Origin of the sequence: Piscirickettsia salmonis LF-89 = ATCC VR-1361 (genome assembly GCF_000297215.2) — a bacterium.
GTDB classification, from domain to species: Bacteria; Pseudomonadota; Gammaproteobacteria; order Piscirickettsiales; family Piscirickettsiaceae; genus Piscirickettsia; species Piscirickettsia salmonis.
Genome location: NZ_AMFF02000113.1, coordinates 12,120 through 34,406, shown reverse-complemented (window position 1 = coordinate 34,406; position 22,287 = coordinate 12,120). Strand labels below are relative to the sequence as shown.

The window sequence follows — 22,287 nt, the reverse complement described above, 5'->3', positions numbered from 1 at the left end:
AGAACTGTTGGCCTGAGGCCTGTCAAACTTATCGCCGTGCTTTGGCGACAACAGGATCCGATTATACAGCCTTTCCCCTTCAGGTCAAGCACTTATCAAATAAAAATTTAATATAGGAGATCTCCTAGCTGATCACCTAATTAATTCAATGCGTTCACGCTTCAATTAAAGTAAAACCACAAAACCTGCTCTTAAGCAGAAAAACGCAAACAACGCAATCAAGATATGTTTTTGATTTATTTATTGTTAGCATAATTATAATTCGCTATGCTAGGCAACAAAGCATTAAAGCATTTAATGATCGTTTTACGATATACAACGCTACAACGCATATTTCTATAGCTTTTTATAGAATCGTAACAAATCAAGTAGCTTCATAAAGAGGGAGTATAATCAGGAGCATGACTAAACTAGAATTTACCCAAAGCAATACCCATACACTTGCTGAACGCTTAAACCGTCTAATGCGAGAGCACGGCGTGACTACAGCACAACTTGCAAAAAGCACAGGTATTGCCGTCGGCACCATTAACCGCATGTCTAATGACAAAACATGCAACCCAACGATCTCTTCATTAAAACCAGTTTGTGACTTTTTTTCTATCACCGTCAGCCAAATGATCGGTGAAGACGAACTACGTAACTTTCAAAAAGTCGCAACGAAATGGCTAAATGTTCCCATCATTCATTGGAAGGAACTAAACTGCCACTTAAACACTGACAATACCAATACTACTCTTATTTCTGACAACTCTGAAAAAGAAACAAAAGAAAAAGAGCAAATTAAAATCAACAGCGAGTTTAGCTCCAGCAGCTTTGCAACACGAATGCCTGACGATTCAATGACACCTTTCTTTCCAAAAGAAAGCGTATTAATTTTCGACCCAGAGCAAACCATCAATGATCGCAGCTACGTCTTAGTTTATCTACATCGCCATAACAGCTATGTCTTTAAGCAACTCATCATCGATAAACCTTATCAATATTTAAAGTCAGCCCACTCAGAGCTCGGGTCTTACTTACAATTACAAAAAAATGATAAGATTATCGCCCCACTTGTGCAATCAAAAATAAACTTCTAATTTAAAATAATAAAATATAAAGCAAATTTGAGCTGAAAAATAAACCGTTTCAGCTCAATATTATTCACATCGATGGCAATACACCATAAAACATTCCCAACACTGTCCCAGACATAGACGTACACAATACCGCAGCAATTAATGCTTTAAACGATAACTTCACATATTCAGCACGACGCCCTGGGATCAATGCATTATACGTCCCAATTAAAATGCCAATACTTGAGAAATTGGAAAAACCACACATCGCATAAACCAATATCAACTCTGTTCTTGGATCTAAACTATGGCGCACAACACCTAACTTTTCAAAAGCAACCAACTCATTAATCACCACCTTTGATGCCATCAGATTCGCCGCGATATGCATTTGATTTCCTGGCACTCCCATCAACCACACCAGAGGCTCCATCACCCATGTCATGATTCCCGTCATACTCAGATGCAAGTCACCGAAATGAACTAACGCTAATCCTTTATCTATAAATTTAACCAATGCGACCACACCAATCATCATTACAATAATACCGAGTAGAATTTTGCCTCCTTCAAAAGCCCCCAAGGTTAATGCTTCCACACTATTACTCGCCTCATGCTGATGGGCCAACCGTCCCTCTGTCATCTCATCCACTTCTGGAACAATAATTCGCGCAATCGTAATAACAGCAGGAATCGTCACCAATACTGCAGAAATCACATGCATCATGCCCATTTTACCCAAAACACCCGATAAAATGGCAACATACAACCCCATCACGGTCCCAGCCGTTCCAGCTAACCCCACAGTCATTAACGTAAATAATTCACTGCGTGTTAACTGTTTTAAATAAGGCCGAATCATCAGCGGCGCTTCTGATACACCCAAAAAAATATTAGAAGAAACACCAACACCTAAAGCGCCCCCAACATCAAAAATACGCTTTAATAACCAACCCATTCCTTGAACAACTTTATTGAGCACACCCCAATATGTTAACAATGACGCCAATGCTGCGATCGTAATTACCAACGGCAGGGCCTGCAATGCTAAAATCATTAAACTCGACTGTCCTGTCGGTGTAACCGCAAAGGGTAAACTACCACCACCAATATAACCAAATACAACGCCTGTTGCATCCAGCGTTGCCCTCATAAGTGTTTGAACTACAGCATTAATTGCCATAAAAACATCAGCAAACCAGGGAATCAAAAATAACATTAATAAAATGACAATTTGTGCAATTAGGCCGGCAAATACTTGACGCCAACGAATCGCTCGACGATTTTCACTAATTAAAAACGCAATAAAACAAAAACCCGCGAGACCAACAATGCCGTGCACAACGGGAAATAAATAATGACCAAGCTGCATCACTACACTCTAAAAATATCAAATAATAATACTAAAAAATGCGATTATACCGATAAATAAGCAGAAAGTAAGGAAAATCAGCAATATATTCTAAACATATCCCTGACTATCAGATCTATAATTTACCATAACAACATCAACTAGGGCCGCCATAAAAGTAAAAAAATACTATTATAAAGCTTTATAGATTTAAGACGAAGATTTAAAGACAAAGCTAAAACTGACGGTGAAAATAAAGGCAAACAGGACAATCAAATAATAATAGAGAGAAGCCAAGCACCAATTGCAGTGCCTAGCTTTAGAATCAATACTTAGTAATTAGTAATGATTACGTGGCTGACGTTTTTCTTGCGGCTTAGCCATGCTAACTTTCATAGGACGACCACCATTATCCTGACCATCCAATTTCAATGCAGCTTCAGCAGCATCCTTCTCATCAAACTCAACGAATGCAAATCCTTTAGAACGGCCAGTTTCACGATCTTGGATCACTTTAACGCTGGTAATAGCACCGAATTGAGAGAAAAGTTCTTCAAGTGATGCATCATCTGCGCTATATGGCAGGTTTCCTACGTACAGTTTTTTCATGTAAATTCTCATTAAATAACAGTTTAACTTAAGTCGCGTATTTACTTAACCTTTTAGGCTAAGAAAGCACGCTGGGTAGAGTATACACTATATCCTAAAAAACGTATACTTCCGATCCAATTATTTTCTCATCGAACAAACTGCTATGTAAAGCACCCCATTTATGTAAAGCACCCCATTAAAGCCGTTATTTTTTAATATATTAGTCAGCATACCAACAGGCAATTTGCTGTTTTTTTCCTCCTGTATGCGTTAACACAGGAGGCTCACGTTGACACTTTAGCTGCGCTTGCTGACAACGTGCTAAATAGGCACACCCTTGTTGTGACACGGCAGAAACAACCTCTAAGTCCATTGCATACTGATGCCGCTTGATCGGATCAAGTACTGGAATGGCCTTGATTAATGACTGCGTATACGGATGCTTTGCTTGATCCAACGCCTGTGCAGGCAAACTCTCAACAATCTGCCCTTGAAACATCACTAAAACGTGTGTGGTCAATTGCTGAATCACAGCAAGGTCATGGCTAATAAAAATCAAACTCAGTCCACGTTCTTTTAGCAGCAGCTGCATCAACTGAATAATCTGAGCTTGTACAGACACATCCAGCGCAGAGACAACCTCATCAGCAACTAATAATTCAGGACTGACCGCAAGTGCACGCGCCAACGCAAGTCGTTGACGTTGCCCCCCTGATAATTCATGTGGATAATAGCTAAAAGCCTCTGGAGTTAAGCCCACCTCTGCTATTAGTTCAGATGCTTTTACTTGAATACTCTGTTTATTATTTAACATTCCCTCAGGGCGATAATAGTAGGCAAGAACTTCAGTGATCGTCTGTAATACAGTGCGACGTGGGTTTAAACTCGATAAGGGGTCCTGAAAAATCAATTGCACACATTTAGCATACTCTTGCCGGCGATACGCCTTAGAAAAAATATTTTTCTCTCGATAGAGTATCTGACCTTGATCTGGCTGCATTAATTTTACTAATAACCGTGCGAGGGTACTTTTACCAGAACCTGACTCACCCACAACACCCAAAGATTCGCCTTGGTTAAGCTTAAATGTGACATTAGCAACTGCCAATTGACTGGCAGGCTTTATTTTTTTAAAAAAAATTTTATGCTGGTGACGATAACTAAAGCTTACATTATCTACTTCTAATAACACATTCATACTGCCTCCTTGCTTTCTAAATATTGCTATTTTGCATAAAAACAACGTGATAAATGACTAGCTGCAATTGCTTCTAATGTTGGCCTATTTAAGCAACGCTCTTGAGCAATCTTACACCGCGGATAAAAAGCGCAACCTGTTATCTTTGCAGTGAGCTCAGGTAATCCTCCCGGTATAGGCTGCACTGTTTTTTTACTATTTAACCTCGGCACACTCGCCAATAATGCTTTTGTATATGGATGGCTGGGTGAATCAAATAGTTGGTATACGCCTGCATATTCAACAATTTCACCCGCATACATCACTGCAACTTCATCGGCAAGCTCTGCAACCACCCCCATATCATGGGTAATCAGTAAAATACTAAGATTAAATTCCTGTTTTAAATGGTGCAGCAATGCAATAATCTGGGCTTGCACTGTCACATCCAAGGCAGTAGTTGACTCATCGGCAATTAAAATCCGCGGGCGACAAATCATCGCCATCGCAATCATCACGCGCTGACGCATCCCGCCAGAAAGTTCATGTGGATAACGTTGAAAACAAAATTCAGGATCTGGCAAGCCCACTTGATCAAATAACTTAATCACCTGTCGTTTTGCCGCTTGCATCGATATTTTATCATGTAGCCTGGTCACCTCAGCCACCTGCTGCCCCACAGTAAATACTGGATTTAACGCCGTAAAAGGGTCTTGAAAGATCATCGACAACTGACGGCCACGCAACTTTCGCATCTCTTTTACACTCAGGGTTAATAGATCTACCGCTTTCTTTTTACTCTCATCAAAAAACCAAACACAGCCACTTATTTTATGAACCACAGGTAATAACCCTAATAAAGATAAGGCCGTAAGCGACTTACCAGAACCCGACTCACCAACGAGCGCTGTTACCGTACCTGCTTTTAAAGATAACGAAACCTCACGTACTGGAGTAAAAACCTGACCATAGCGAGATAGATGAATCGCTAACTGGTCAATCTGAAGTACCATCTTCGCCATTTTTATCTCCTTATTCCAGATCTATTATAATCCCCTTAGCTAGAGCAAATAATAAAATAGCCTGCTCTTTTTTTAATTTAATTTATTATCTTTAATTTACTACTCCTGTCTTGGGTCCAGCAGATCACGGATACCATCTCCTAATAAATTAAAGGCCACAACGGTAATAATTAAAAAAAGGCCAGGAATTAAAATCCATGGCATTTGCATAATACCTATTGCTCCTGCCGTTTGTGCATTATTTAGCAATAAACCCCAGTCAACATAAGGGTCATTGACTCCTAGACCCAAAAAGCTTAAAAAAGAAGTGATCAATAAGTTGGCCGGAATCGCTAATGTGACGGTCACTAAAATAAAGCCATAAAGTTCAGGTAAAATATGTAAAAATAAAATTCGCCGCCGCGAAAAACCAAGGACTTTTGCAGCCAGTACATGGTCCTTTGTTTTTAGTGATAATACACTTCCTCGCACCACCCGCGCTAAACCTCCCCAACCAAGCAACCCTAAAATCAACACCATCGCATACATCACATACAGAGGATCCAAGTCCATCGGCAATAATGCCCTTAACGCCAATAATAAAAATAAGGTTGGAATCGCATAAATCACTTCGATAAAACGCATGATCAAATTATCCAGCCAGCCGCCAAAATAACCGGCAACTCCACCAATAATACAACCAAGAATTAAAGATACGCATGTTGCCATGAGTGCTAATAGCAATGAAATCTGCGCTCCCCAAACAATCCGACTGAAAATATCACGACCATAGCGATCACAGCCAAAAATAAATAATTTTCCCGGAGCTCTTACACCAAATAAATGAATATTCATCGGTATAACACCAAATAAGCGATATTCACTCCCCGGGACAAAAAACTGCAGAGGGTATATTTCATTTTTATTTTCATGATATTCAATAGTAAACGTATTTTTATCAAAACTACGTTGATAACCATAGATAAACGGCCAAGAAAGTTTGCCAGTTTCCGGATGGACAACATGTATAACTGTTGGCGGCATTTGATTAGTATACGGTTTACCATAATCATCTGCCCCATAAGGAGCAATAAATCCAGCAAATAAAGCCAACAAACCAACGCATAATACTAAAGCACCGCCACAAACGGCCAACGGATTTTTGCTAAAGCGCCACCAAAAACTTATTCTTGTCACTATGCCAACCCTATTATTTACCCTATCTCTTAATATTTATAATCATTTATAATTAATAATAATTATCAGCTGAATTACCACTAACCCATATGATAACGGACCCGCGGATCCGCCCAACTCAGCAGTAAATCACCCAAAATATTACCCATAACCAGCACCAACATGGATAGCAAAGTAATCCCTGCAATCACCGGAGTATCTTTGGCATAAATCGCCTGTAAAAATAGTGGTGTTAAGCCAGGGTAATTAAACACCACTTCAATCAGCCCCGCGCCACTGATCAAGGCCGATAAAAAACCACCAATATCTGAAATAAAGGGCAAAATGGCATTTTTTAAGGTATGCCTATAAACAATTGCAGTTTCTGATACACCTTTAGCTCGTGCCGTACGGACAAAGTCATGATGTAAAAACTCAAGCATCTGTGTCCGCACTAAACGGCTAATAAACGCGATTGACACCAATGCGGCCACCAGTGCTGGAAACATGACATGCTTTAAAATATCAATCACTTTTCCAAACAGAGACAGTTGCTGATAGTTGTCTGAAGTCATGCCATGCAATGGGATCGCCAGATCATATTTTTGCTTGAGCACAACAATTAAATAAATAAATAATAACGCCAGAAAAAAAGAGGGAATACCGACAAAAATATAGCTGGTTGCATTGATACAACGCTCTGCAAACTGTCCCCGGTGCGTAGCTGAATAAATTCCTATTAAAAAACCGAACAGATAAATAAAAAAAGTACTCAACGCAATAATCACAAATGAATTTAGCATCCGCGGCCACACCAATGTTATCACTGTCTCGTTATATAAATAAGAACGGCCTAAATCGCCATGCAACACATGCCAGAGCCAGTCTAAGTATTGCTGCCACCATGACAAATTTAAGCCTAACTCAATTGTCATCTCATGCAGTTGGCTTGCGGTAAAATGCGGATTAGTTGCTTGCAAAAAGGTCACATAATTTCCAGGCGCTAGATATAAAATTACAAATACCAATAAGGTCCCGAGCAATAGCGTTGGAATCATATAGAAAATACGTCTTAACACATAGACCATAGACACACTCCTAGCGCCGAATATAGACTAACGGCACATGATATAAGCCATTAATCGAATTAATTAACCCCCGTGGATAAATTCCTCCCAAGCGTTTATTCCATGCATAACTAACGGCATCTGAAAACACATAGATTTTTGGCTGCAACTCGCTATAAATAGCCTGAATCTGCTGATTTAATAACCGACGTTGATGAATATCAACTTCATACACTCCTTGGTAATATAAGTCATTAATTTTTTGCTCATCGACAGATAAGCAGGATTTATATTGATTAATATTATAAATCGTTAAATTGCCACCACAGGGAATCTCATTGGAAAAATAAGGCCAACCGGGCTGATAGCCCGTTAAACCAATAATCACCGCCTCAAAACCACGATCATCAGCCACTTGTGAGGTATATCCGGTCAATAATGTCCAGTTAATTGGCAAAACAGTCGAATTTATACCTGCAGCACGGGCATCACGCGAGAAAATCACCCCAATATTATAATAAAGTGACTGCGCTGATTCTGGCACCATAATGCTAAAACGTATTTCTTCCCCTGTGCTATTGACTAAAAAACCACGACTATTTTTTTGCTGATAGCCTAATTCAGCCAATAACCGCTGTGCTTTAGCCGGGTTATAAGGGTATTTATTTAATGTCGAAGATTGCCAATTTACCTGTGCTAAAGGCACGGGGCCATAAGCCGGATAGCCGATACCCCCCCGTAAAATCTCGATCATTTTTTGCCGATCCATCAACATACTCATCGCTTGGCGAAATTTTTTATTACGAAATAATGCCTCTAACCGTGGCTTGCTTTTTAAGTTCCAATTAAAGCTTAACGACATACTCAATAATGACGGTCCAACATTAAATAATAACTCTAACGGCTCCCCGCTTAAAATCGCTGCTTTAACTTGCCTTAATGCACTGGCCTTTGCTAAATCAATATCATCAATCAGACCCACCAAAAATAAATTCAACGGATTAGACTCTAGGCCCGCATAAATCGTCACCCCATCAAGATAAGGCAAGGGTTGCCCCCAGGCATCTTGATTCCATTTGGAAAAATAACGGTTTTTCTTTAAAATAGCCCGGCCTTCCTTCAGCTCTTTCACAATAAAAGGCCCCGGAGAGATAATATGCTCTACCGGGGTGCTCAAGGTCCACAACTTACGCACCGCTGAGGCACCGCCTTGTTGGTAGGCCTGCCAAAAGATAGTCGCCGGCCATGGCGTCAATGAACTTAGCATCGGCAAGGCCAATGCATACGGCTTAGGAAAAATAATAATAAATTTTCTATCATTAATCTTTTTAAATTTAATTTTTTCTTTATTAATATAAAGAGAGGCATATAAATTTGAACCAAGCTTTGCATCTTGATGAATCCACGCCGTCGTCACAAAATCTTCAGCACTAATCGGCGAGCCATCACTAAAATATAAGTTATCACGCAACTCTATCGTTAAAACTTTACCCTCTTGACTGAAGTAATAATGCTCTGCCATGTAAGGCAGATATCCATCACTTGCGGGATCCCGAATAACGGCGGCAACGCCATTCGATAAACGTTGTGGTAATGCACCTGCAGTTGAGGTTGTAAATGGATTAAACCCCATTAATTGGGCGTTTTGTTTAACTTTAAGCTGCCCACCATAACGCGCTTCTTTGGGCTCAGAAGAACTCCAGGTCGTTGCAAAGCGAAAAGGGGCTGCCCAACTCACAACCAAAATACCACTCAAAATAAAGTAAACAATAATGAGTATGGAGGTGAGTGTGAATCTTATTAAGGTCGTCATCCATAACAACCTCATCGCCATCTCCCTTTTTTATATTATTATGATGCCGTTGCCGCTAGTACCGGCTCCGTTACTGGCTGCTGGATTAGATGGTCATGCAATAGCTGACACGCGAGTGTCGCTTCTTTTTTTAATACCATACAAGATATCTTAATCTCAGAAGAGGACATCATATAAACATCAATATTGGCATATTCAAGTATTTGCAATAATTGTGCAGTAATCTGTGATTGTGCCAACAACCCTGAGCCAATCACAGAAACTTTTGCGAGTTCATGCTCAATGGTAAAGTCAAATGATTTCTCACCGTGCTGCTCACTATTTATTGATAACTTTATTTTTTCTAAGATCGCCAATGTTTTTAATTGGTCAACCGTTGAGACTGAAAAGCTGACTTGAGCTTTGTCTTCCTCTTCCACGCGCTCATGCACAATCACATCAACATTAACTGCTGCTTGAGCAAGGCAATCAAAAACCTCAGCCATCTGTTTGGATGTAATTGCAGTTAACAGTACACGCGCCACTTTTTTGTCCACGGATAAACTCGTCACTTGCGCATTATTTTTACAGCGCGACTCAACACCAGAATGCACAAGCGTATAATCCCGGTGATCTTTACTAAAAGTATCACGTACAACGATTGGAATATTATATTGCGCGCTAATCTCAACACAGCGTGGATGTAACACACGACTACCAAGCACGGCCATCTCGCGCGCGACCTCATAATCTAACACTTTTAGTAACTGTGCACCTTTGACACGATTGGGGTCTGCACTGTAAACCCCTTCAACATCAGTATTAATTTCACATAAATCGGCATTTAAAAACGCTGCAAGTGTTGCTGCCGTCGTATCACTCCCCCCGCGCCCCAGCGTTGTTAATTCACCTAAATCATTCACGCCCTGAAATCCAGCAACCACCGGAATTTTCCCCTGCTGCCAGCACGCATGGATTTTATTAATATCAATGCTGTTAATTTGCGCCGCACCATGCAGCCGGTCCGTACAAATAGCAAGTTGGTGCGCTAAAAAAGGCTGGGCAGGAATACACTCTTGCTTTAATGCCGCGGCCATTAAACCCGCACTCACTTGCTCTCCAGCTGAGACCACCAGATCATAGCTAGCACTGTCAATCGGCTGATTTAAACTCTCAGTTAAGCTTACCAATCGATTAGTTTCCTTGCCCATTGCACTAACGACAACTACTAATCGACGCATCCCCGATTGATATTGCTCAGCAATGCGCTTGGCAATCTTGTGGATTTTCTCAATACTTTCGACTGAGGTGCCACCATACTTTTGAACGATGACACTATGTTTTGACAGCTGCTGGTACATGAATGACCTTTATTGTTATAACATTCTTTCATTTTGCCACAATGACTCTAGCGCTTGCGGCTTTCGAATTATAGTATAGCAAGATCCATCCACAAGCACCTCTGCAACGGCTGGACGCGTATTATAATTCGATGCCATCGATGCACAATAAGCCCCACTATCATCGATCACTAATAAATCTCCAGCACCGACATGGCCTAAATTACGCGCTTTGCCCAGCCAATCTGTCGATTCGCACACTGGACCAACAATATCAACTGTTTTAGCCACATCACGATTATAATCTTCTCCACCCTGACACGTCTTTTTTTTCACCACCTGAATCCGATGATAGGCATCATATAGTCCTGGGCGTATAAGTTCAGTCATGCCAGCATCACAAATCACAAAACGCCGCTCATTACTTTCTTTACAATAAATCACCTGAGTCAGTAAATTAGCGACCGATGCGCTAATAACCCGCCCTGGTTCAACAATCAGATCAACCCCCAGTGGCCCAATAATACGATCTAGTTCATCGGCATATTCTTTTAAGCTAAAACAACGCTGATCACTGTCTTGATATGGCACACCAATCCCTCCGCCCATATCAATAAAACAACCAATTAAGCCCTGTTTCGCCAGGTGTTGATAACATTTTTCCATATGCTTTGCCGCCGCGGTAATCGGTGCGAGTTGCATAATCTGACTGCCAATATGACAAGATAAGCCACAATACTTTAAATTTCTATTTGATTTAAGTCGTTTTACCGCCTGATGAAATTCACTGTCAGCCAAGCCAAACTTATTACTGTTAGTACCAGTCGTAATATTTTTATGCGTATTAGCATCAATATTGGGATTAATACGTAAACACACTGGCGCAATTACATCCAACGCTTCGGCAATCTTAGCAATAGTCTCAAGCTCATGTAATGACTCAACATTAAATAAACCAACACCGACCTTAAGTGCATATTCAATCTCACTGACTGTTTTACCTACTCCTGAAAAAACAATCTTTTCTGCATGAAGCCCTGCGGTTAAAGCCCGAATAATCTCACCGTGTGAGACCACATCAGCGCCATAGCCTGCTTTAAAAATAATCTGTAATAACGCTAAATTACTCGCTGCCTTCACTGCATAACGCAAGTGAGTTGTTATACCCACCTGATCAAAAGCCTGCCTAAACACGCGACAGTTTTCTTCTAAATCATGTTTTGAGTAAACAAAGCACGGCGTTGCAACCTTACTCGCTATCTCTAACAACGAAAGGCCTTCACAATACAGCTCATCATGCTGATAATAAAAACTCGACATTAGCCAACCATGTAGTATTCAAGGGTTGATAGATCACTAGACTTACTTCGCTTACCATGCCAAAGTAGAGGCTGATTTGCAATATCATACGATAAATACAGTAAAATTATAGGAATAAAAAAGGAAAAACACATGAAACGCCATGTTATCCACACTGATAATGCACCTGCCGCAATCGGTACTTATTCACAAGCCATTCAAGTGAAAGATACTGTCTATATTTCAGGGCAAATTCCACTGGATCCAAGTACTTCAGAAATTATCAGTGATGACTTTGTCAGCCAAGCGCATCAGGTCTTTCGTAACCTTGCCGCCATTTGCACCGCCGCTGGCGCTTCCCTCGATAACATCGTTAAATTAAATCTTTATTTAACCGATTTAGGCCAGTTTGCCGAACTGAATCTGGTCATGCAGGAGCACTTTAAAGCACCATTTCCAGCCCGTGCCGCAGTTGAAGTCAGCGCTTTACCCAAAGGGGTACAAGTTGAAGCTGATGCGGTGTTAATTTTAGAAAATGACTTCTAGCCTTTAAAAGCTAACTAGTTCAAAACACTCAGCCTAAAAGATATTAAAGCAAAACTTTAGGGTGAGAAAATTAAGGTAGGTCTTAATTCAGACTTACTTATTTTTACTACATCCCGGGTGTAACACCGCAATCTTTCACACAATAATCATTGTCTTCATATTGCTGAAGAAAAAACAATAGTGACTCTCGGCCATTCACTTGAATATTACGTTCTGGCTTTTTCTGTTTAAAGCTTTCAACTTCTTCAAGCTGTAACCTTAATGCCATTTCAAAATCTAGCTGCTCCTGAGTTGCTCGGACAGCTCGGTATTTCTCAGCCAAACTATCTTGGTGCTGCTCTGGCAATTGATGATACCTATCGTGATGAGTATCAAATGCTTCATATTTCGACTTTGTTCTTTTAACAAATGACTCACAGTCATCAAGTTCATCACCCTGCTCTACATCAGAGCATCCAAAATTTGATGCAGTATCAGGTACAATATACTCTGCTAAATCTCGATCGAGCTGATCTTTGGTATAAGAGACTTCAGGAAGCTCTTCCCTGCCATCAAGTTCAGGCTGTAGCTCTAACTGATAGCTCGTCGCTTCACCTAAAGGACCGTTCATTAGCCCAATGAACTCATGTTCAAATTGACCTTGCTCTAAGTCAGAAAAACCACCCTGAGGAATAAGCGAGGGCATAACACTACTAAAGTGACCACCATTCTGAACAAAAAACTGTGGAGAAATCCCTTGTGCTACCCAGTGATGCGTCTGTAAATAAAGGTGCCCCACCCCTCCACGATGCTCTAGCGCCTCTTTATTGACCAAAATAACATGATGCTGTTGAAGAAAGTTCTCAGGCAAGGCATCTATAAGCTCAAGCCCTTTAGTCAAATTTGATGAAGTTTTTATTGCTTCAACTAAGAGCATTAAACTATTTTTAAGCTCTTCCAACGTCTCTGGCGCTTGCTCCGGAAGCTTATTATTTTTAAATAAAATGTCATTGCTGTAGGTAAAATATAGACTAAGATATAAAATTTGAAGCCTATTAAAGTCCCTTTCTACAAGAATGCCCGACTCGATCTCTGCCCAACCACGCTCTTTCGCTTCAACATCAGAAAGCACAGGGTCAAACACTCGCCCTAAAGCGATAATAAGACAATCTTGATTATCGTTACCATGATTTATTTTTAACTCATATGGCATACTTCAAGTACCTACTTCATGAAATATTATAGCGTAGTCAACTATTGGCGTAATTCAACCATAGCTTAAAAACAAGAAAAATAACAAGCATATTTTTATAAAAAATACTTTATTTTATATAAATTAACAGTTAAGAATATACAGTATATATGCAATCATAAAAAACAAGCGATCCTATACAACAAACCGCTTGTTTTGCACTAGCCAAAAATTTAATTAAGCAAGATGATAAGCCAGAGTTTTTTGAATCGCAGTGACAAAATCCGTTTTTGGCTGCCAATTTAAATATTTTTTCGCATTGTCTATGGCTGGAATGCGTGCTTTAACATCCTGGTAACCTTCGCCATAATAGCGATCCGATTGGGTAATAGTCACTCGTACTTTATCCGCCTGTGCTTTGTATTGGTCATATTTTTTAATTTCAGTAAGTAGCACTTCAGCCAGTTCTTTAATCGAATGATTATTTTCTGGGTTGCCGATATTAATAATTTGACGATTAGCCGAGCTGTCGCGACACTCAATAATCCGTGCTAATGCTTCTATGCCATCATCAATATACGTAAAGCAGCGCCGCTGTTCACCACCATCAACAAGCTGAATATCACGCCCATGAATAATATTACTGATAAATTGAGTTAAAACGCGTGCACCACCTTCTTTAATATTAAAGACCTCATCTTGACGGCCGCCGATCCAATTAAATGGACGGAATAACGTATAGTTTAAGCCGTCTTTTTCTCCCAGCGCATGAATCACCCGGTCCATTAATTGCTTACTATTTGAGTAAATCCAACGCGGTTTATTAATCGGACCGTTGATAAAATTACTGCTTTCTTCATCAAAAGCATCATCTTCACACATGCCATACACCTCAGAGGTCGATGGGAATATCACGTGTTTATTATATTTTGCGCACCAACGCACGACTTCTAAGTTCGCCTCAAAATCTAGCTCAAAAATGCGTAAGGGATCTTTGACATAGGTCGCAGGAGTGGCAATGGCAACAAGTGGTAACACTACATCACATTTTTTAACATGGTATTCCACCCACTCTTTATGAATCAGCATATCGCCTTCAGTAAAGTGAAAGCGCTGATGCCCAATACACTGATCTAATTTATGATGACTTAAGTCTAAACCATAAACGTCCCAATCCGTATGTTCTAAAATATATTCACTTAAACTGCTACCAATAAAGCCATTGGCACCAAGAATTAATACCTTTGTGCTCATAATTACTCTGCCTTAAGGTTAGGATTAAACTCGGTAATCGAGGCTTTTACCTCTTTAATCTCTGTCGTTTCTTGTTGCTCGAGAATATGGCGAATCACAAAGCGCGGGCGCCGCCGTACTTCTTGGAAAATGCGACCAATATACTCACCCATAATCCCCATACCCGTCAGCATCACGCCCATTAAGAAAAAGACGATCGCAAACAGCGTAAAAATTCCATCGACATCAGGACCATGTAACACACGTTGGACCATTAGATACAAAAATAGAACTAAACTACCCAACGCCACCGCTAAACCGATAAAGGTAAACATCTGAATCGGTACCAGAGAAAAATTAGTAAACAAATCAAAGTTATATCTAATCAATTTATATAAATTATAACTGGATTCGCCTGCTTCACGCGCCGCATGACGCACCGGCACATCCGTCGGGTTCGCCGCATAGCTCACCGCCAAAGCTGGGATAAACGTCGAGCTTTCACCACTGGCGATCATCAGTTCAACAATTTCACGACGATAGGCCCGCAGCATGCAACCTTCATCTTGCATATCGATTTTGGTAATATGCTTGCGTAAAAAATTATGCGCTTTCGAGACAAATTTACGCCATAATCGATCCTGGCGATCGACACGATAGCCACCAACCACATCATGGCCTTCTTCAACTTTCTCTACTAATTTCGGAATATCTTCAGGTAAGTTTTGCAGGTCTGCATCCATGGTAATCACAATTTCACCACGCACACGCTCAAACCCAGCCATAATCGCCATATGCTGACCATAGTTACGATTAAACTCGATCACACGAACCTGCTCTGGCCGTTCATTAAAAAAGCCCGTTAAAATTTCGCTGGAACGATCACGACTACCATCATTAGTAAATAACACCTCAAATGGCTTATGCATTTGATCAAGTACCGGAAATAAGCGCTGATATAAATCATTCAGCACATCTTCTTCGTTATGAACTGGAATCACAACGCTGATATAAGGAGTCTTATTGTCCATATTTTACCTCTTAAAAATGGTCTTCATCGCCGCAATCACACGATCTTGCTCAGCACTCGTCATGCCAGGAAACATCGGCAAACTGACAATACGCGACATAATCTGTTCAGCATGGGGAAAATCCCCTTCTTTATGACCCAAAGAGTCGCGATAATACGCATACAAATGCACCGGCCGCGGCCAATGTACGCCGACACCGATATTATGCGCTTTCATGCAATCAACAAACTGATCTCGACTCATGCCAGCACATTCTTGCAATAGCGGCGTAAAGATATGCCAAGCATGTCGATTATCATATGGAGCATTTTCTGGCAGTTGCCATTCCGGCCAACTTGCCAGTTCACTTAAATAACGCTCAGCAATCAGACCACGCTGATTGATAAAACCATCAAGTGCGGGCAACTGATGCAAACCTAGCGCTGCTTGGATATCCATCATGTTATATTTAAAACCAGGTGCGACTACCTCATAATCTTGACTGCCCTCTTTGCTAAAGCGATTCCAAGCCTCACGATCGATGCCATGAAAGCGCAAAACCTGAATTTTCTTCGCCAGCGCCTCATCACGACAAATAATCGCGCCACCTTCACCGGTGGTCATGTTTTTATTCGGATGAAAGCTAAACACTTGAATATCACCAAAACTGCCAATTTTCTGCTGTTTATAACCTGCACCGATGGCATGTGCCCCATCTTCAATCACGCGTAAATTATATTGTTTTGCCAATTGATAAATCGGGTCTAAATCAACGCTAAGGCCAGCAAAATGCACCGGCATAATCACCCGTGTATTTTCATTAATCGCCGCTTCAACTTGATTGACATCAAGATTAAAAGTTTTCGGATCTACATCGACAAAGCGCGGCTTCGCCCCTGCCGCAACGATGCTATTGGCTGTCGCAACAAAGGTTAGCGGTGTCGTAATCACTTCATCATTAGGCTTAAGCGCTATGGCAGCTAGCACCAAGTGCAAACCCGCTGTCGCTGAAGAGACGGTCAACGCCTGTGGTGCATGAACATACTCAGCCAGCATTTCTTCAAAGCGCTTAACTTTTGGCCCCGTTGTCAGCCAACCTGAACGAATAGAATCGACAACTTCATCAATGGCCGCTTCACTAATTAACGGCTTAACAAAGGGTAAAAAAGCATCTGTCATTTCTGTCATAATCTTTATTGATTAATTAAAATCACTCCCAGGATAATCACGATAATGCCCAAAACTCGTGTGACCGTAAGCGGCTCACTAAATAAGTAATAACCAGCGACTGCTGTAACAATATAGCCAACACTGAGCATCGGATACGCATAACTTACTGCAACGCGCGATAATACCACCATCCAAGTCACCAGACTCACCGCATAGCAGGCAAACCCTGCAATAATAAAGGGATTGGTCGCCGCTTTATACGCCAATGGCAGCACATGCGGAATATGCTCCAAAGAAATACGGCCAATGCGCTCCATTCCCAGCTTTAAAAAAATTTGTGCAGCAGCATTGAGCATCACACTCAATAAAATAATAACGATGTTCATTTTACTAATATTTTTTGATTGGCCACGAAGACATAACGCTTTGTTGACGTTATCACAATCGGCCTCACCTTACCTGCTTGATCTATAAAGCCTTGCAAGTTATCACGAAGCATCAAGACATACAATGGCTGCGTATGCCATTTTCGCCAAAACGCCTCACTATTAATCAACCAGGCTAAAGAAGCTAAATCATATTTTTGTGCATACAAAAACTCATCACTACGCCAATTAACAATCAACACACGCCGCCCCAGATAAAATGGCCAATCTTGTGGGTAAATATTATAGGTAGCGACCTTTGCCTGCGGATGTTGCTGCAATAACGGCTTAGCTACCTTGGCAATATCTTTCGTCGTTCGGGTATTAAATGGATTAATGCCATAGGCTACATTCATCAATACCAGCACACTCGCTAAGCATAATGCACTGTATTGAAACTTGACATTGCTAAAAAACATACTAGTAAAGCACACTAAAGCGGCCAACATGCAGGTCCAAGCTAAACGCTGCAAAGCAATCAGACCCTGCTTGGGCGCATCTAAATCGGCCAAAATATGGGCTAAACCATGCTCGCCATTCAAGCCAATAATAGCAAGCACTAAGAAAATAATACCAATAACGCCAGCGCTAATTCTCATGGCTTTAACTCCCAGAGGCTTTAGCCACGTCTGATCAATAAAGCGCCCGGTAATAATCGCCAGTGGTGTAATGATCGGCAATAAATAAGGAATAAGTTTAGAATAAGAAAAAGCAAAAAATAGCACCAACTCTAACGGCCAAATCAATAAGAACAATGCCGTCGCCTCTTGGCAAATAAACTGTCTACCCTGTTTTAATAACGCATATACAGCAAATAATAAGGTAACCATCCACGGGAAAAAACTAAAATAAGCGATGCTTAAATACTCTGACGTTGGCATCACATGATGAGTCACATCGGTCAGATAACGTTCATATTGTTGCTCGATAAAGTAATAATGCAAGAAGCCCGGTGCTTTTAACTCGACCAATAAGTGCCACGGCGCGGCAACTAATAAAAAAACTACCGTCCCTGAGGGAATATGCATACGCTTTAATAAGCCCCAGTCCCAGCGCAAGATCATCCAAGTACCGATAAACATCATTGGAAAGACAATGCCAACCAGACCTTTATCTAATACCGCAAGCCCTGCTAAAGCATACGCCAACCATAAGCACAAACGTTGATAGCCACCCTGCTGATTCAGCCCCCACAAAAAACTATAAAAACATCCGGCAAGCAGCACAGTTAACAGCATATCTACCGTATTCGACTGAGCCATAATAAAATAAAGCAAGGCCGTTGCCACGATTCCAGCAGTGAGCAAACCCGTACGACGGTTATAACAATAACGTGCAAAACCATAGCTCAACCATACTCCCAATACACCGAATAACGCATTAGGAATACGTGCCACCGTATCACTGATACCAAACAACTTAAACGCAGCAGCGACTAACCAATAATAGAGTGGTGGTTTTTGCAAATAATGGGCAAAGTCCAGCGTTGGAATTAAATAATGCCCAGTAATAACCATCTCACGGGCAATCTCAGCATAACGCCCTTCATCTGGCGTCGTAAATGCACGCAAACCAAGCAGTGAAAAATAAAAAAAACTAACAAGAACAATGATCCATAGACTATCTATCCACCACGATCGAGCGCTATGATGCAGTGAGACTACTTGCTTCACGCCTATCCCCTTTGACAAAGATTACCGGCCATTGACTAGTTTTTAACCACCAAAATCGCTAGAATGATGGACATTTGTGTCACAGGTTACCTGAAAACTATGAGTTCTGCACGATTAAACAAAGTCAAACGCGTCTTAGCCGCGCGTCAAGATAATTTAGCGGTCTTAATGGACCATGTCCACAAGCCACATAATTTATCTGCCATCGCCAGAACCTGTGATGCTGTGGGCGTTGCCAACCTACATGCTGTTCACTCAGAGTTTACAGACATCGGCATTCATCATCATACTGCCGCAGGTAGCAAAGACTGGGTTCATATTATTCGTCATGAATCCATTGATATGGCCTATCAACACTTGCGTACAAAAACACCCAACGTACAGATTCTAGCCACGCATTTATCTGATAAGGCCATAGATTTTCGTGAGGTAGATTATACTCGGCCAACCGTGATAGTGCTCGGTAATGAGCTTGACGGCGCCAGTACTGAAGCCTGCGCTGGTGCGGATGAGCATATTATCATTCCTATGGTCGGCATGGTGCAATCGCTGAATGTTTCTGTCGCAGCAGCCACTATTTTATTTGAAGCACAGCGCCAACGCCAACTGGCAGGGCTGTATAAGAGTTATGAGAGTATCGAAAAACCAGATACAATAGACAAAAATAAAGTATTTGAGTGGATGCACCCCAAAATTGCCAAACTATATCAAGCTCGTAATCAAGCCTATCCAGATCTTGATGAGGATGGGGACATCCTGCCGCAATCAATTTAAAATCTAACACTTAAAAATGGAGGCAGTGATGAAGCGACGTAATATCTCTTCAGGTTCTGACTGGGAAAAACAAATTGGCTTCTCTCAAGCGGTTTGTGTGGGCCCGTTTATTCAAATCTCAGCGCTCACCCCAGTTGACGCAGAAGGCAAAGTCATCGGCATACGTGATGCCTATGAACAAACTAAACAAATTCTAACCAACCTCCAAGCAACCCTCGAACATGCCGGTGCTGAAATGGCCGATGTTGTGCGCACGCGTATTTATGTTAAAGACCTACGCCTCTGGCAAGAGATTGGTCGCGCCCATGGTGAAGCCTTTCAAGATATCAAACCAGCAACATCCATGCTGGAAGTCTCACGCATGACCGGCCCTGACTTTTTAGTTTCTATAGAAGCTGATGCAATCATTGACGAATCCGCTGAGCGTGTTTAACACGCTCTGAATCAATACAAATAATTATTCACTCTTTTTTCCAGCAAGCGTAGCGTTTTTTATCATTGATAAGTTAGTAACAATTTTTTCTAATACACGGCTTAACTCAACTTGTTCTGTAGCTATTAATTCATTAACCACCTGCTTTTTTATCATTTCAGACATAAAATCGATACTGTCTTCTATTTTTTTCCCCTTTGCAGTCAAATAAATGAACATGTCTTCCCCGTTATCACTGGCAGATGTACTAGCGCTGGGCTGAGTCGACTCTATATGCACTAAGCCATCAGCAAGTAAGTTTATCAGTGCTGTCATCGCTGTTTTATCATCCACCTTGAGCGCTTTAGTAAACATGCTCGTGCTTATGCCATCAGCACGCCATAACAGACTTAAAAACTTAGGACTATAAGCAGGTACCGCATGTTTTTTCATCAAGAAAATTTCACTTTGCGTTAAATGATAAGCCACTTCTTTAATTAAACTTACGATAGTACTAGCCTTAGCTAAAGGATCTGAGTCATTAGCACTCTCCCCTCTAGAAGCCGTATTGTCATCTGTATCTACACGAGCAGAAGCTATAGCCTGTTCGCTTTCTTGGTAATCTTTAGCGCACTGATTCAAAATTTCTACAATCTGCTCCTGAGTCCAGGGTTTAGCCAAAATATAATTAATATCATCATTAGCAATCGCAGCAATTATACCTTCATCATTAGGGTAACCCGTCAACAGTACCCGCACTGTATCCGCGTGTATGCCATGAGCATGCGCCAACACCTCAAGACCATTAATACCCGCCATTTTATAATCTGTCATGATCAGACCAAAGGGAGGCCCCTCATTGATCAAACTCATTGCTTCTTCTCCAGATTCGGCGAGCGTCAGCTTTGACTCTGGAAATTTGAGCAAGATTAACCTTTTTAATGAATGCAAAACATTTTTTCTATCATCAACAATGAGTATATTCATACGCAATTTATAATACATACCAAAGTGAATATAAGTTAACTATAAGTATAGCTTGAGGAATATCACTCTCCCCAACTAAACACCTTTTAAGTAATATTTTTAAACCTATCTAATATATACAACTAGCTAAAATACGCCCCTTAAGCCTATTATCTATATAAATGACTGTGTTTTAACTCTGACAATGACATCAAACCAAGCGAACAAACACCGAGCACCGCAAGAATAATCATCAAATACCATAAGGCATGAAAACCAAAATGATCAATATAGCCTCCCATCATCACTGGGCTGAAGTAGTTTACTGAACTAATCACCGCAGGCAAAATACCGGTAATTCTTCCCCTGTGGCTGCTCGGTGAATGATTGGCAATAAATACACTGCTTTTTGTAACAATTAACACCTCAGCCACCGTCATAAAAAAAACAGCCAGAAATATCACGATTAAGCTCTGATTTAATAACAACGTGCTATAGCATAAACCAAGAAAAATCACAGCAATCATCGTTCCAATCAATGCACTGTAACGACGAGTTAATACCGTTAAAATAGGGGTAAAAATAACAACAATCACCGCATTCGCCGTCATGATTTGACCATAATATTGAGCGCCTTGCGCATTAAATAACGCAGCTAAATACAACGGAAATGCAAAAATCAGCTGAGCCATGGTTAAAGAAAGTACTGTACATATCAAAGTATAACTAACCAGTTGAGGGCGTTGTTTTAAAACCAGCCAAACAGAGCCCGCAACCGCCTGCTCCAAATGACTGTTTGCCTCAACAGTGTGTTCCTCAGTTAAGTAAAAATAATAAGCAGCAAGCTAACACAGGCTGTTAACGCATCGAGCCAAAATAACCAATGTGTATAATGAGTAAATAAAAAGCCCGCCAACAACAATCCAGCCCCAAAGCCAAGATTAAAAACCAAATAACTAAAAGACATCCGTAAGCGTCGCTACCTCGGTAGGTATTTTGCACATCCAATGATGCAAAATCGCCGAGCAAAACGCGACGACTATAAACCCTCG

The 22,287-nt window shown here is 41.0% G+C and carries 22 protein-coding genes; 4 read left to right on the top strand and 18 right to left on the bottom strand.

Annotated features, from left to right (window positions below; translation table 11 throughout):
* Positions 1-401 precede the first annotated feature (401 nt).
* A complete protein-coding gene (locus C200_RS11145) occupies positions 402-1,082 on the top strand; it encodes a helix-turn-helix domain-containing protein (protein ID WP_016209571.1) in 681 nt (226 codons plus the stop codon).
* A gap of 64 nt (positions 1,083-1,146) precedes the next feature.
* On the opposite strand, the gene C200_RS11140 is transcribed toward C200_RS11145, so the two are convergent.
* The 9 genes from C200_RS11140 to lysA all read right to left on the bottom strand — a co-directional run bounded on the left by C200_RS11140 (position 1,147) and on the right by lysA (position 11,876).
* Entirely contained in the window at positions 1,147-2,433 is a 1,287-nt protein-coding gene (locus C200_RS11140) for a NupC/NupG family nucleoside CNT transporter (protein WP_016209548.1), read from the bottom strand.
* Positions 2,434-2,751: 318 nt separating this feature from the next.
* Complete coding sequence (locus C200_RS11135; protein WP_017376633.1) at positions 2,752-3,021, bottom strand: RNA recognition motif domain-containing protein; 270 nt, start codon at positions 3,019-3,021, stop codon at positions 2,752-2,754.
* Positions 3,022-3,223: 202 nt separating this feature from the next.
* Positions 3,224-4,201 carry an oligopeptide/dipeptide ABC transporter ATP-binding protein gene (locus tag C200_RS11130; protein WP_032126219.1) on the bottom strand — a complete coding sequence of 326 codons (978 nt, stop codon included), beginning with the start codon at positions 4,199-4,201 and terminating at the stop codon, positions 3,224-3,226.
* 26 nt (positions 4,202-4,227) lie between these two features.
* Complete coding sequence (locus C200_RS11125) at positions 4,228-5,202, bottom strand: ABC transporter ATP-binding protein (protein ID WP_016209555.1); 975 nt, start codon at positions 5,200-5,202, stop codon at positions 4,228-4,230.
* A gap of 99 nt (positions 5,203-5,301) precedes the next feature.
* Entirely contained in the window at positions 5,302-6,378 is a 1,077-nt protein-coding gene (locus C200_RS11120; protein ID WP_016209550.1) for an ABC transporter permease, read from the bottom strand.
* An 80-nt stretch (positions 6,379-6,458) separates the two neighbouring features.
* Positions 6,459-7,445: an ABC transporter permease gene (locus C200_RS11115; protein WP_032126218.1), complete on the bottom strand. Its 987-nt coding sequence runs from the start codon at positions 7,443-7,445 to the stop codon at positions 6,459-6,461.
* A gap of 10 nt (positions 7,446-7,455) precedes the next feature.
* Positions 7,456-9,252: an ABC transporter substrate-binding protein gene (locus C200_RS11110; RefSeq protein WP_230384598.1), complete on the bottom strand. Its 1,797-nt coding sequence runs from the start codon at positions 9,250-9,252 to the stop codon at positions 7,456-7,458.
* Between the two features lie 23 nt (positions 9,253-9,275).
* A complete protein-coding gene (locus C200_RS11105) occupies positions 9,276-10,577 on the bottom strand; it encodes an aspartate kinase (protein WP_016209575.1) in 1,302 nt (433 codons plus the stop codon).
* A gap of 15 nt (positions 10,578-10,592) precedes the next feature.
* Entirely contained in the window at positions 10,593-11,876 is a 1,284-nt protein-coding gene (gene lysA / locus C200_RS11100) for a diaminopimelate decarboxylase (protein WP_016209546.1), read from the bottom strand.
* 132 nt (positions 11,877-12,008) lie between these two features.
* Here lysA and C200_RS11095 point away from each other — a divergent pair, with 132 nt between their 5' ends.
* A complete protein-coding gene (locus C200_RS11095; protein ID WP_016209541.1) occupies positions 12,009-12,401 on the top strand; it encodes a RidA family protein in 393 nt (130 codons plus the stop codon).
* Between the two features lie 106 nt (positions 12,402-12,507).
* Here C200_RS11095 and C200_RS11090 read toward each other — a convergent pair whose 3' ends face one another.
* From C200_RS11090 to C200_RS11065, 6 genes are all read right to left on the bottom strand, one after another.
* Positions 12,508-13,593, bottom strand: a complete 1,086-nt coding sequence (locus C200_RS11090; protein ID WP_016209557.1) for a hypothetical protein — start codon at positions 13,591-13,593, stop codon at positions 12,508-12,510.
* 216 nt (positions 13,594-13,809) lie between these two features.
* The gene (locus C200_RS11085) at positions 13,810-14,826 is read right to left on the bottom strand and encodes a bifunctional UDP-4-keto-pentose/UDP-xylose synthase (protein ID WP_016209549.1); all 1,017 of its coding nucleotides are present in this window, start codon (positions 14,824-14,826) and stop codon (positions 13,810-13,812) included.
* Positions 14,827-14,828: 2 nt separating this feature from the next.
* Positions 14,829-15,836, bottom strand: coding sequence for a glycosyltransferase (locus C200_RS11080; protein ID WP_016209573.1), 1,008 nt, complete (start codon positions 15,834-15,836; stop codon positions 14,829-14,831).
* A gap of 3 nt (positions 15,837-15,839) precedes the next feature.
* On the bottom strand, positions 15,840-16,994 hold the full coding sequence (locus tag C200_RS11075) for a DegT/DnrJ/EryC1/StrS family aminotransferase (protein WP_016209576.1): 1,155 nt from the start codon (positions 16,992-16,994) through the stop codon (positions 15,840-15,842).
* 14 nt (positions 16,995-17,008) lie between these two features.
* On the bottom strand, positions 17,009-17,371 hold the full coding sequence (locus tag C200_RS11070; RefSeq protein ID WP_016209558.1) for an EamA family transporter: 363 nt from the start codon (positions 17,369-17,371) through the stop codon (positions 17,009-17,011).
* Positions 17,368-19,083 carry a glycosyltransferase family 39 protein gene (locus tag C200_RS11065; RefSeq protein WP_016209544.1) on the bottom strand — a complete coding sequence of 572 codons (1,716 nt, stop codon included), beginning with the start codon at positions 19,081-19,083 and terminating at the stop codon, positions 17,368-17,370. The genes C200_RS11070 and C200_RS11065 overlap by 4 nt, the downstream gene beginning before the upstream one ends.
* A gap of 99 nt (positions 19,084-19,182) precedes the next feature.
* On the opposite strand from C200_RS11065, the gene trmH reads away from it, so the two are divergent.
* Together trmH and C200_RS11055 are read left to right on the top strand one after the other, a co-directional pair.
* The gene (trmH, locus tag C200_RS11060) at positions 19,183-19,857 is read left to right on the top strand and encodes a tRNA (guanosine(18)-2'-O)-methyltransferase TrmH (RefSeq protein WP_016209560.1); all 675 of its coding nucleotides are present in this window, start codon (positions 19,183-19,185) and stop codon (positions 19,855-19,857) included.
* A gap of 28 nt (positions 19,858-19,885) precedes the next feature.
* The gene (locus C200_RS11055; RefSeq protein WP_017376619.1) at positions 19,886-20,290 is read left to right on the top strand and encodes a RidA family protein; all 405 of its coding nucleotides are present in this window, start codon (positions 19,886-19,888) and stop codon (positions 20,288-20,290) included.
* 24 nt (positions 20,291-20,314) lie between these two features.
* On the opposite strand, the gene C200_RS11050 is transcribed toward C200_RS11055, so the two are convergent.
* The 3 genes from C200_RS11050 to C200_RS16170 form a co-directional block, all read right to left on the bottom strand.
* Positions 20,315-21,256: a response regulator gene (locus C200_RS11050; RefSeq protein ID WP_230384808.1), complete on the bottom strand. Its 942-nt coding sequence runs from the start codon at positions 21,254-21,256 to the stop codon at positions 20,315-20,317.
* Positions 21,257-21,405: 149 nt separating this feature from the next.
* Positions 21,406-22,023: an MFS transporter gene (locus C200_RS11045; RefSeq protein WP_016209567.1), complete on the bottom strand. Its 618-nt coding sequence runs from the start codon at positions 22,021-22,023 to the stop codon at positions 21,406-21,408.
* Between the two features lie 70 nt (positions 22,024-22,093).
* Positions 22,094-22,287 (bottom strand): hypothetical protein (locus tag C200_RS16170; protein ID WP_211250930.1); only part of this gene is annotated, 194 nt, incomplete at its 5' end.

Coding starts and splice junctions, on each gene's coding strand:
- C200_RS11055 (WP_017376619.1), top strand. CDS start 19,886: ATGAAGCGACGTAATATCTCTTCAGGTTCTGACTGGGAAAAACAAATT.
- C200_RS11095 (WP_016209541.1), top strand. CDS start 12,009: ATGAAACGCCATGTTATCCACACTGATAATGCACCTGCCGCAATCGGT.
- C200_RS11090 (WP_016209557.1), bottom strand. CDS start 13,593: ATGCCATATGAGTTAAAAATAAATCATGGTAACGATAATCAAGATTGT.
- C200_RS11075 (WP_016209576.1), bottom strand. CDS start 16,994: ATGACAGATGCTTTTTTACCCTTTGTTAAGCCGTTAATTAGTGAAGCG.
- C200_RS11125 (WP_016209555.1), bottom strand. CDS start 5,202: ATGGCGAAGATGGTACTTCAGATTGACCAGTTAGCGATTCATCTATCT.
- C200_RS11135 (WP_017376633.1), bottom strand. CDS start 3,021: ATGAAAAAACTGTACGTAGGAAACCTGCCATATAGCGCAGATGATGCA.
- C200_RS11050 (WP_230384808.1), bottom strand. CDS start 21,256: ATGAATATACTCATTGTTGATGATAGAAAAAATGTTTTGCATTCATTA.
- C200_RS11080 (WP_016209573.1), bottom strand. CDS start 15,836: ATGGACAATAAGACTCCTTATATCAGCGTTGTGATTCCAGTTCATAAC.
- lysA (WP_016209546.1), bottom strand. CDS start 11,876: ATGTCGAGTTTTTATTATCAGCATGATGAGCTGTATTGTGAAGGCCTT.
- C200_RS11085 (WP_016209549.1), bottom strand. CDS start 14,826: ATGAGCACAAAGGTATTAATTCTTGGTGCCAATGGCTTTATTGGTAGC.
- C200_RS11110 (WP_230384598.1), bottom strand. CDS start 9,252: ATGAGGTTGTTATGGATGACGACCTTAATAAGATTCACACTCACCTCC.
- C200_RS11105 (WP_016209575.1), bottom strand. CDS start 10,577: ATGTACCAGCAGCTGTCAAAACATAGTGTCATCGTTCAAAAGTATGGT.
- C200_RS11145 (WP_016209571.1), top strand. CDS start 402: ATGACTAAACTAGAATTTACCCAAAGCAATACCCATACACTTGCTGAA.
- C200_RS11070 (WP_016209558.1), bottom strand. CDS start 17,371: ATGAACATCGTTATTATTTTATTGAGTGTGATGCTCAATGCTGCTGCA.
- C200_RS11140 (WP_016209548.1), bottom strand. CDS start 2,433: ATGCAGCTTGGTCATTATTTATTTCCCGTTGTGCACGGCATTGTTGGT.
- trmH (WP_016209560.1), top strand. CDS start 19,183: ATGAGTTCTGCACGATTAAACAAAGTCAAACGCGTCTTAGCCGCGCGT.
- C200_RS11115 (WP_032126218.1), bottom strand. CDS start 7,445: ATGGTCTATGTGTTAAGACGTATTTTCTATATGATTCCAACGCTATTG.
- C200_RS11130 (WP_032126219.1), bottom strand. CDS start 4,201: ATGAATGTGTTATTAGAAGTAGATAATGTAAGCTTTAGTTATCGTCAC.